Origin of the sequence: Bradyrhizobium sp. S3.2.6 (assembly GCF_040546885.1) — a bacterium.
In the GTDB taxonomy this organism is placed as follows: Bacteria; Pseudomonadota; Alphaproteobacteria; order Rhizobiales; family Xanthobacteraceae; genus Bradyrhizobium; species Bradyrhizobium cytisi.
The window spans coordinates 1-8496 of record NZ_JBEPOS010000050.1 but is presented as its reverse complement, the minus strand read 5'-3'; the positions used below and the strand labels follow the sequence as shown (position 1 = coordinate 8496).

Genomic DNA, 8496 nt, shown 5'->3' with positions numbered 1-8496 from the left:
GGCAGAGGCTTTCTTCAGGACTTGGACTTCACGATAGACGCACAGGACCTCCGCCATCTTCTGTTCGAACTCGGCGTCGCGATTTTCAAGGTAGTCGCTCACCTTGTGCGGCTTGATTTCCTCTTGGCCGAGGATCTTGGGATCTTGCACACTGTTCCTTGGACCAAATTAGCCAAACACCCATGCCCTGCCGCCGGCCCCTGTTCGCGCGCATGGCGCGCCAAGAGCCGCGTCGTCCACAACTCATGCGGACTCGCGTCTACAATGCGAAGCTGCCGCGCTTCCATCTGACCGACACGCTGTTGTCGAAGCCGATCACGTTGCTCAGCGAGGATGATCATGAAGGCTGGCGCGACAGCATCCTTGAAAAAGGCCTCGCAGGGTCATCCTCTGCCTGCGCGCGGCGCTGACGCAGGCCGACAAGACCCGCGTTCACATCTGGCGGGATGGGCTGAAAGCGCTGCCGGACGCCACCGAGGCAAACAACGTCGTCATCGAGGACAAGAAGGCGCAAGCATGGGTGGCGGCAGCCTATGCCCATGATCACCAGCTCGGGCTATTGACACATGTGCTCGGCGAAACCGGTGCGCGACCGTCGCAGGCGGTGCGGCTCCGCATCAGGGACCTGATCACCGTCGATCCAAAGGCACCGCGCCTGATGATGCCGAAGCCCGGCAAGGGCGGCACCAGTCATCCGGGCCAGCGCAAGGTCGAACGTTACGCGGTTTCGATCTCGCCCGAACTTTCGACGCTATTGAAGCTGGCGGCGAAGGGCAGGCCAAGCAACGCGCCGCTGCTGCTATACAAGGACGACAGGCCGTGGAACGAGAACAGTCCAAGCGGCGACTACCGGCGCGGTGTGCGCGTCGTCGTCGAGAGCATCGGCCTCGACCCCACCGTCTACGGCATGTACGCCTTCCGGCATTCGTCGATCACGAGGATGTTGCTCGCTGGCACCCAACACGGCCATTGTCGCCAAGTGCCACGACACCTCCGAGGCGATGATCCGTAAGCACTATGCGGCGTCGATCCTCGACTTCACCGACGAGATCACGCGCAAGACCCTGCCGTCGCTCGGACCGGCGCTGGAGACAGCGGCGAGCAACGTTTTCAAGCTGGCGAAGCGGTGAGCGCTGCGGCATCCCGCTTGACAGCGAGTTCGCAACGGTGCCGCAGCGAAGTTGAGGTTCAAGTAAGATACCCAAAACGAACAAACCAGTCCCGATTATCGGAAACGATTGCCTCGGCCGTATCTGCATTCAGATTGCCAATCCACCGACCTATCCGACCGTCGCGCCGATGGTTTGGGTGTAGCTGGTTCTCCGTGTTGTAAGAAGCAACTCCATCAATGAGGCCATCTACTTCGCGGACAATTTGAGCAGCCGTATTCGGGTCAATAGATATCCCACAAGCCCTCGCTATCCTCTGCGCCGAGGTTTGCGGATGATTTATGATTTCGACGTAGGATAGATCAATGTCGGATCGTGCTGACCAATACTCATGACATTCGCGCGTAGTTTTTGCAGTGGCGAGAGCAGCGCCTTTATCGTCCTTGTTCACCCAACCACGATCATGAAGGGACACGATAATATCACGCAGATCGCGATGGCAAGTTAGTACAGTTTCCGCTCTCTCGCTCCATTGATCGTCAGGGATGTGAATTTTCAATAGCGCCGACGTTTCTGTACCCGGCACATAATCGTCGATCCATGCTGTCTTTAAGTTCGGGTCCTGAGTTCTCAAGATTAATCGAGCTACATTGAAGACCCATGTGCTTCCAGAACGCTGTGTACCAGCCGCTAGAATAACCCGCATAGCTTTGCTTTCTCCCACCGGCTCCAATTCCAATCCTATCAGCCGCACCCGTGGCGTCAAATGGGTTTTTAGAGCCTGAAGAGGCCAGCGGCCGACCCTGACTTACGCGCTATTAGGTCAATATGCCCTCCTGACATATCCGTGGTGAGCGTCGCGACGGGGGCTCTTGTGATGCACCCATTAACGCCGCGCGGCTGCGCCCGTAAGCTTATCGGCATGTCGGGATCCTCCGCGTCACTTCGGAGGCGTCGGCGCTTCGCCTCGGCCTCGCCTCGGCGGCTTCGCATACGGCAACCGGATCGGGTTCGAACGGCGACAACCTGGCATCAAGCAGACGCTTGAGCAGTTCGGCGGCCCAGCGCTCGTCGGGCGGAGGCTGCCGCAAACAGCGCGACACGCACCTCGCGACAGCGAAGCCAGTCCTCGCGCGCGACGTATCCCAGCGGGTGACACGGCTTGGCGCTGCGGTCGTTTACATGGTTTCCAGTCCACCATTCGCTGACGGGGCCAAGCGGACGAGCCAACGCTCGCGAGCGACCTCGAACTTCTGACCTCGCTGCGGCATGCGTTCGATCCCGGCAAACAGCGCGAGCGCCTCAGCGCTGAACGACGGGCGACGGTCCTTAGCTGCGCAGCTTTACGGGCATGGCGGCCTCGGTTGACTTCGGTGGACATTCGCTGCTGGCGCTGCAAGTGCTTGAGCAACTCCGGCGGCGGGGTTTGATCCTCGATCTTTCCGTGCATTTCACGAATCCTCGTCTCGACCAGTGCGCCGATAAGGAGCGCTCCGCATCGAAGAACCATCGAAAATCTGCGAGCCAACTTATTCCGCTTCGACTTGCGAACAGTCAGCCACTTATCCTCTGTCACGCCCTTGGCGGAAGGCTGAGCATCTATGATGACCTCGCGCGGGCGCTGCCAGCTACACAGACCATCTACGGTATACATGCTCTAGAGTTCGGTCACGAACTCCTGAAGGTGGGTTCGATTGACGAGATCGCCCAAGTCTATGCTCGGGCTATTGTTCCTGTGCTGCCGGACATGGCTTGTACGCTCGCCGGATGGTCCTTTGGCGGTGTGCTCGCCCACGCCGTTGCTGGGATACTAATCTCTGCAAACGTGAGGGTCGATTTAGTGGCAATGATCGATAGTGCCCATCCGTCGGCGCTAGGGACGCCTTCCACTCTCACCTTGGACCAGGAATGGTCTGAATTCCTTGCATTCCTTGTCGACGAGGGAGGATTGTCGCCTGAACACGATGCAACCATGGAAATTCGGCCGGGTGACTTCGCTACGCTCGCGAGCGCTGCTTTCGGTGCATGGAAAATCGATGTACCGGCGCTTGAGGAAATCTTCCAATTGTTCATTCGCCATATTCGCGCGGGCGAACTATACGTACCTAAGAAGGTTTCGGCGCTCTGCGTCTATTACACTCGGGAGTCCACTAGCGCAGCAACTCCATGGCACGCTGCTTTCGAGAGTCTCGTTGAAGGGCCCCCTCTTCCTGGCGATCATCGTTCCCTTCTCAAGCATCCAAATGTGACCGTTCTTGCGGAGGACCTCTCACATCGCCTTCCCGGCGAGGCGGAGTTGGTCCCGGTTGTCTGAACAGAGTTCCGGGTCGATAGGTGGAGCCTCTGCTGGGGTTAGGCTGCCATGCGGACTTGTGCCGGAGCAGCAACGTCGCGGCCTGTTCCGCACGGAGTACGACGGCTCGAGCTTGCGCGATTCTCTCGGCTTGCCCCGGCCGGCGGGCTAATGGTCGCCGGTGGCCCCGACGCAATGTTCTTCACTTTCAGACACTCCTATTATACGCAGCGGACCCTTGTGATTGTGCGACGAATGTCCCTTTTCGGCCTCAAAAACCCCGGGGCACAACCAGTTAGTCATTGATATTGCTCAGCGCGCAGACTCTCAATCAGTGGCCCGATCGGTGTTCATTCATGCTTGTTCAATCAATGGGTCCACAACACTGAGTGCGAGCAGCACCTTTGACCATAGAACCTCTCAATCGCGAGCGACGCAGGTCGAGCTGGTTCGCTATCAGTCATCCTGCGCGTACGATCCAACTAAGGCCTTGCGTGAGCACCTCGGCGTCAAGCGAAGGTGACGGACCAAATGTCAACTATGCTGGGCCAACCGAGGAAGCCCGACGCATCTGCCGGGTCTGAGATGCGTCGGGCCGAGTGGGAGACTGAGCGTGACAGTCTTCCTCCCACAAACGCGTCTGCAAGGAGTATGCCGTGCCCGTGCTGCTACAGCCGTGTCTCAAATTAGATATCTTGTCTTACAAAGTTCCCCGAGGCATTCAGAGACGCTCGGCCCACAGCTAGTTCTTGGAAGGCCTAACAAGCTGAGCCTATTCCCCTTCCAAAAACTCCCGCCATCACCTTTCGTTTGGATCAAAAATGAGGCAGAAGAAGCGGACAACGGGCCGCCGGCTCGTCAACAACAGATATCTAGATGTTTGATACATTGCTACCCACGACTGGAACGATCGTCCCCAGTTCGCGCACGACAGAGGCAAACGATCGAGATCTAAGTTTAGATTTCGCGAAAGGTGCACTCATTGTTTTGGTGATTGTTGGGCACCTGATCCAGCATGTCATCTACCGAGACGACGGGTTTTGGTATTCGCCGTACTACAAATCGATCTATATGTTTCACATGCCACTCTTTATGGCGATAAGCGGATATCTTTCTGCTCGATCGCTGCTGCAAAAGTCGTTCACTCGGGCCGCCAGCGACCGTGCGAAGCAGCTCTTGCTACCGATGCTGTTCTGGTGGGCGATAATGGAGACAGCTAAGTTAGCGGCATTGTGGCGCGCGACCAGCTTAACGAGCGGACTTTTGGAATTTGTAGACGATCTCGCCGGCACATATTGGTTCATCTGGGCCACGTTTGTTTCCTACCTTCTCGTCAAGATTTCTACCAGGCTCACCCGCCGATCGTGGGTCATATCTGGCTCAGCCATACTGGTCGCGCTCGCGCCTCTGACATTCTCCATATCACCCCTGATCAGATTCACTTATCCGTTCTTCTGCTTCGGCTTCTTGCTTGCTCAATCGAGAGAGCGATGGACGAGTACATTGCGACGTCACAAGCCGCTCCTGATTTTATTTCTCTCGATAGTGACTTGCGTATGCTTTCTAGCTTGGGGCAAGAACACCTATGTCTACAATAATCTTGGGGTAATTCACGATCTTCGGTCGGCTAAAGACGTGCTTCTGATGTTTGTTGGCGCTGCAGCTGCGTCGGTAATCGCTATCGAACTCCTGCTGCAATGCTGGAGCTCTGGCCATTCAAATCGAATGGCCCGCTTTATCGCTGTGGAGTTGGGCCAGACCACGCTGTTGCTCTACCTGGTCCAGGGTATCGTGTTCCATCTCATGGATTTCATCCAATTCGGAGAGCTTTGGGATCTCACGACCCGGTTGATCATCGCGGGTATGCTCGGGGCCGCGATCATTGCGATCGCCCTAACGATCCGCTCGATCGTTCGCGGAGTTCCATATTTGTCTCAGCTCGTCCTTGGAATGCCACCACGCTCAGGTCTCCCGCAAGCCAAACCTGCAATGAACTAGCTGTATGCATTTGATCGTTTGAGTACGGCGGGGTGCCGATAGCACCGACTTGTGACGCCGCTAGAATAGCGTTCGAACCCAGATCCGGGGGCGACGGCGTGCCGCCGTCGAGCCGGTGATCGGCATAAGAGCAACCCCATCGAATCGCAACAATCGGATGTTGCGCCTCCCCGCAACCAAGTTCGGACTTTACCGGTCCCGATACGAAAATGGCCCGCATCAAGCGGGCCATTTTTGTTTGGCGAGACGATCGCCGGCCGTCTCAGGCGATGACGTATCCCTCGGCTGATGCCGGCTGTTCGGTTAAATCAGCAGTACGCCCGCGAACCATGTCGAACTGGCCGGTTCGGTGCGGCGCCGCAGCGATTGCGACTCTGCCCACCACATAATTAGTGCACCGTCACCATAGTAATTCTATCCGACCGGGTCGGCTCTAAGATGCCTTTGCACCTTGGTTCGGCAGCTCAAAGAGAACACCCACCACTTCCAGTAAGTCGCTTAGCACAGGTAAGCCTTGCGAGCCGTCCAAACTAAGCAGCTGGGCTGGCGTGATTCCGTCAGGGTTGAGGCTTTCCAACACGACCAGCCTTTTGTGGACGCGCAGACGCTTGAAATACCTTTAAAGCTTTTTCGGCCAGAGAAAAGTCGCTTACCGCCACTACCTCCTGATTAACGATATGAGGCGGTGGGGGTGCAATGAGACGAACAATGTCCCCACGATCTTTTTTTGCTGCACCTTTTCTTTTGGCGCGATCACTGGCTGAGGGAGTTGGTGAGGTTCGAGCGTTTGCCCCGTCAAGACGGCCATCGTCGGGTGGAGATCTGTCTCGCTGTGTCGACGAGCTAACAGTTGCTCGCCAAAAGTCGCGACGACCAAGCTGTGCTTGGTGACGGAGGCAAAATTCGAAACAATCAGGAAGTCACCGATTCCTGCGACCGGATCGAGCGTACCGGCCGCTAGCTGGTAGATATCGTGATTGAAGAGTTTTACAGGCTGGGCTGAATCCCATTCCTTAAGGGTGACGATTCCATCGCCTGCTTTTCCATCCGTCTTCGCCGCAGCGGCCACGCCGGTCTTCATTAGCGTAAGCGCCTTTAGCGAGTCCTTGTGACCGGTCGGGAACGCAACAACATTGTCCCGCCATGCGAACATTCGCGGCTCGCCAGCAAACGCTTCGAATTGTGCGCACACATGGAATGCTTGATGCAACTTGGGCCGAAGCTGGTTATCCCAAAACGTCTTTATATCGACCGCCTGCGCCACTCCCAGAGTTTCGTTATCTTTGTGGTGAGGATCGTTGATTATGTTCATCTCTTTGCCGCCGCCACCCATAAGCATGTCAACGAGCTCTTTGAATGTCTGGCGGTTGAAAGGCGGCACGTGTGCCTCGCGCAAGCGCTTCAGCTCATTCCGCAATGAATCGAGGCTCATATCCGCAATCTCCGGGCTTTCGGCCCGCATCATGCACTTCAGCAAATCTTCGCTGTAGACTCTTACAGCAGCAATAAATTGCCTCGCGACGGCGTCATCATTGTCGGCTTCGGCTTTGTAGTACAGCCGATCGACGTTGGTGCCGTTGACTATCGTCGCAACGGGAGACGCCTTGTTGAGAGGAGCAACTAGGCCTTGTTGCCCGCTTAACAGATGCTCGTCGACGAGAAATTGAAAGAACTGGCGTTCGTGCGTCGTAATGATCAGGTGCATTCCGAAGGGATCTGTCGGACCTGCATTGGCAAGGCGAGCGATCTCTTGCGCCCATTTACGCTTGTTGCGGGGATCAAAAGTGACTTGGGGGTCGTCCAAAAGGACAAGCGGCATGGGATTGGAGCCTGCCGCCTCGATTGTCTCTTCGCGCAGTGCAAAGACGAATGCCCATAGGATTGCACGCAGCCATGATGTGTTTGCGACCAATAACGCGTCGATCTGAAGACCGGGTTCGAAGCTGCCCTCGATATTGATTGCCTTGCGCCCGAGCGATGCGTCCTGGAACAGGAAGCGTTCTTTCAGGCGAATTTTGTCGAGAACCGAGCGTATGCGACCGGAAAGCGTCGTTATCGACCTTGCCGTTTCTGCCCCGACCAGGTGCTTTAATTCCTTGAGGGGTTCTAACGCCTCAATGATCGCTTCACGAACGCGCTGATGCTTTTGTATCGCTTCCCATTTTTCGACGGCTTCCGCCGCGGCGAGCAGATTGACAGCAAGCTGATCTAGAGGTTCAGCTTTTTCGATTGCTTGCTCAAGAGTGTGCAGTTGGCCAGCGATGGACCGCGTAGGTGGCGGATCATCTTTTTCTGCCGTCTTGCCGATGAGCTGCGACCACGCGTCACGAAAGGCACTCGCATTGCTTTCCCACCAAAGCGCGAGATCGGACACGACCTGAAGTGAATGCATGGTTTGGCAAAGGTCGATCACGGACTGAGGAGCATCCGGCGACAAAGTTTCCATGGTTGGTGCCGCAAAATCCGGGAGGGCGGCCGCCTGTTCATCGACAATCTCGTTCGTGAGTTTGGCGATACCGGTGAGCACGTCGCTGAAGGCGTCATTCGTCGCAAAGCGGGAACGCGCAGCTTCCGAATACGCGTTCTTCGGTACCATCGTGCGAAGAAGGTCAAAGTGCTTGCGGACCTCCGGTGTTAATAGTGCCCTCAATTCCCGATCTACGGCGCCGCACGCGTCGTCGATCTTCCGTTCTGCTGAAGACGCATGCGCCCTCAATTCCGCAAGTTGGGCGGCAAGGCTCTTTTGCCGTTCATTTGTAAGCTGTCCTTCGCACAGCGGACATATCGCAAGGGCGTCGCCTTCAGGCTCAACGAAATATTGCGCCGCTATTGCCTTGAGCCTCAACCTCGCGTCTTTCCTCTGGCGCTCATGCCAATGCACAGCTTTGCGGAATCCGAGGCAAAGCGGCCACCGATTCCGACGGAAGGCGGCCACCCAATCCGACGGAAGGCGGCCACCCAATCCGACGGAAGGCGGCCACCCTGTTGATAGGGTGAGACGGGGGGCGTTGTCGGCAATCTGAACGGGGCAAGGTCCCTCCTTTTGCGGTTCACGCAATGGGAGGTCCGATGCCCGCCGAGAGATTGCCGATGCGG

The 8496-nt window shown here is 56.7% G+C and carries 7 protein-coding genes; 5 read left to right on the top strand and 2 right to left on the bottom strand.

Annotated features, from left to right (window positions below; genetic code table 11):
* Positions 1–245: 245 nt before the first annotated feature.
* The 3 genes from ABID58_RS36980 to ABID58_RS36970 all read left to right on the top strand — a co-directional run bounded on the left by ABID58_RS36980 (position 246) and on the right by ABID58_RS36970 (position 1130).
* A complete protein-coding gene (locus ABID58_RS36980; protein ID WP_354037751.1) occupies positions 246–410 on the top strand; it encodes a hypothetical protein in 165 nt (54 codons plus the stop codon).
* A gap of 110 nt (positions 411–520) precedes the next feature.
* Positions 521–1012: a site-specific integrase gene (locus tag ABID58_RS36975; RefSeq protein ID WP_354037750.1), complete on the top strand. Its 492-nt coding sequence runs from the start codon at positions 521–523 to the stop codon at positions 1010–1012.
* Positions 1002–1130: a hypothetical protein gene (locus tag ABID58_RS36970; protein WP_314963957.1), complete on the top strand. Its 129-nt coding sequence runs from the start codon at positions 1002–1004 to the stop codon at positions 1128–1130. Before ABID58_RS36975 ends, ABID58_RS36970 begins: the two co-directional genes overlap by 11 nt.
* A 58-nt stretch (positions 1131–1188) precedes the next feature.
* On the opposite strand, the gene ABID58_RS36965 is transcribed toward ABID58_RS36970, so the two are convergent.
* On the bottom strand, positions 1189–1743 hold the full coding sequence (locus ABID58_RS36965) for a hypothetical protein (protein ID WP_354037749.1): 555 nt from the start codon (positions 1741–1743) through the stop codon (positions 1189–1191).
* Positions 1744–2460: 717 nt separating this feature from the next.
* On the opposite strand from ABID58_RS36965, the gene ABID58_RS36960 reads away from it, so the two are divergent.
* Both ABID58_RS36960 and nolL read left to right on the top strand, forming a co-directional pair.
* A complete protein-coding gene (locus tag ABID58_RS36960; protein WP_354037748.1) occupies positions 2461–3423 on the top strand; it encodes a thioesterase domain-containing protein in 963 nt (320 codons plus the stop codon).
* A gap of 855 nt (positions 3424–4278) precedes the next feature.
* Positions 4279–5400, top strand: a complete 1122-nt coding sequence (gene nolL / locus ABID58_RS36955) for a nodulation factor fucose acetyltransferase NolL (protein WP_354037747.1) — start codon at positions 4279–4281, stop codon at positions 5398–5400.
* Positions 5401–6058: 658 nt separating this feature from the next.
* On the opposite strand, the gene ABID58_RS36950 is transcribed toward nolL, so the two are convergent.
* Positions 6059–8245 (bottom strand): AAA family ATPase, encoded by a 2187-nt coding sequence (locus tag ABID58_RS36950; RefSeq protein WP_354037746.1) that lies wholly within the window; start codon positions 8243–8245, stop codon positions 6059–6061.
* Between the last annotated feature and the right edge of the window lie 251 nt (positions 8246–8496).